3 protein-coding genes are annotated in these 1,624 nt (G+C 57.0%); all 3 read right to left on the reverse strand.

The features are described 5' to 3' along the window. Positions 1-351, reverse strand: a 351-nt coding sequence (locus FJ398_27560; protein ID MBM3841633.1) for a prepilin-type N-terminal cleavage/methylation domain-containing protein, incomplete at its 3' end; no start/stop codon positions are given. Positions 352-362: 11 nt separating this feature from the next. After that, entirely contained in the window at positions 363-1,262 is a 900-nt protein-coding gene (locus FJ398_27565) for a formylglycine-generating enzyme family protein (GenBank protein ID MBM3841634.1), read from the reverse strand. Further along, on the reverse strand, positions 1,205-1,483 hold the full coding sequence (locus tag FJ398_27570; GenBank protein ID MBM3841635.1) for a hypothetical protein: 279 nt from the start codon (positions 1,481-1,483) through the stop codon (positions 1,205-1,207). The genes FJ398_27565 and FJ398_27570 overlap by 58 nt, the downstream gene beginning before the upstream one ends. Positions 1,484-1,624: the final 141 nt, after the last annotated feature.

The raw sequence follows: 1,624 nt of genomic DNA on the forward strand, positions 1-1,624 counted from the left end.
CACGGACTGATTGTAGCGAAAGAGAACTCCGTTCGTGATGTTGGTCGTGTTCCGATCTACGCGCGCGCTGCCTGCGAGCCAGGAACCGGAGAAGCTGATCGGCCCCCCGCCACTCCCGCCCCATTTGTTGGGCGGCATGATGTCATTGGAGTCGTCCACGTACATTTGCCAGCAGAGTTGAAGCTGTTTGAGGTGGTTGATGCAGCCAGCGGCTTGAGCCTTGGCCTTGGCTTTGCCCAGAGCCGGCAAGAGCATCCCGGCCAGGATCGCAATGATCGCGATGACCACCAGGAGTTCAATCAGGGTGAACGCGGTAGCCGCAGGTTTTCGAGGAACAGGTGAGTTTTTCATGAGCCCTTGCCTCACTCGCGCACGCGATAGAACTTGGCCGGCTCACGAATCGGAAACGTGTGTGTGTAGAGCGGGCCACTCAAGCGCGGCGTCACATCGGTCCAGGGCCCTGTAATAGCATCAGCCGACTGCAGAGCGCCCGGCCCGATCCAGTTGATGACAAGTTGACCTTCAAACAATGCCAGTGAACTGAACGACACTGGCGGTTGGAACTGGACCGGTGCGAGGACTGGACGGAAGCCGACATAGTTTGAGCCTGGTTGATTCGCGGAAAAAATGCCTGGGTAAGAGGAGCGACAGCTTCCGCCATCGTGGCGCCACGCGCCGCCACGCAGATGTCCCGCCAAATCGCTTCGGCGCCACGGCGAAATAAAGGGAGGATCAGTGAAGGCAATCCGCGTGAATTCGGAACCGACCGTTGAGCACATTTCCCAAACGTTTCCATGCATATCGTAAAGGCCCCAGGCGTTCGGCTGATAGCTCTCTACGGCCGTTGGCTTCCCCAAATTGGCTCCACTCGGATTAGGCACATTCCCCACCCCTCGCACATATTCCCCGCGCTGCTGTGCATTGAAGTTGGCCGTTCCCGACTTGAGGTCAGGGCCATAATGGAACGGCGTAGTCGTTCCCGCCCGGCATGCGTATTCCCACTCTCCATCTGTCGGCAGTCGATATTCCCATCCCGGTGGCAATCGTCCGGCAGCTTCCTCAACTTCATTCAGCCTGGCACAGTATGCGGAAGCTTCGGTCCAGGTGACCGTTTCCACCGGACGATTTAGGTCCTCGGGAAACCCATTCTTCTGGGAGAAATAGCTCGGATTGTATTCCATCAAGGCCAGAAACTCCCCCTGAGTCACCTCGTGCTTGGCCGAATGGCCATAAAGAAGCCGCGCGTAAAGGTCACGGTCCATGGCCGTTCGAGCGGAATCCAGCCGATCTCATTGGATGGACTTCCGAGTTTGAAGGCGCCGGGCGGTATCCAGACCATCTTTGTATCGGCGATTGCAGGTTTCTCGGTGGCAAACGCGCCAGGCAAGACGGAGTAAACCCCGATCATCGCAACGATGACCAAAATCTCGACCAGGGAAGAGACGCCGTCCTTTCGTGGGTTCGTTTGAGAAAATGTATTCATAGGCTTTTCCCTTAAGGGTCTGTGCAAAAATAAATTCCGGTTTTGCTGGAGGCGATTTCGCTTTCTGGCGAGGCACGACGAAGGAGCATAGCCAGGGCTCTGCGACTGAGGAGAAACGAAGCCAGAAAGCGAAATCGCCCC

It is taken from the genome of Verrucomicrobiota bacterium (assembly GCA_016871535.1).
Lineage (GTDB): Bacteria > Verrucomicrobiota > Verrucomicrobiia > Limisphaerales > SIBE01 > VHCZ01.

Excerpts from the sequence above, each read along its gene's own strand:
- FJ398_27565 (MBM3841634.1), bottom strand. The coding sequence starts at position 1,262 with ATGGACCGTGACCTTTACGCGCGGCTTCTTTATGGCCATTCGGCCAAG.
- FJ398_27570 (MBM3841635.1), bottom strand. The coding sequence starts at position 1,483 with ATGAATACATTTTCTCAAACGAACCCACGAAAGGACGGCGTCTCTTCC.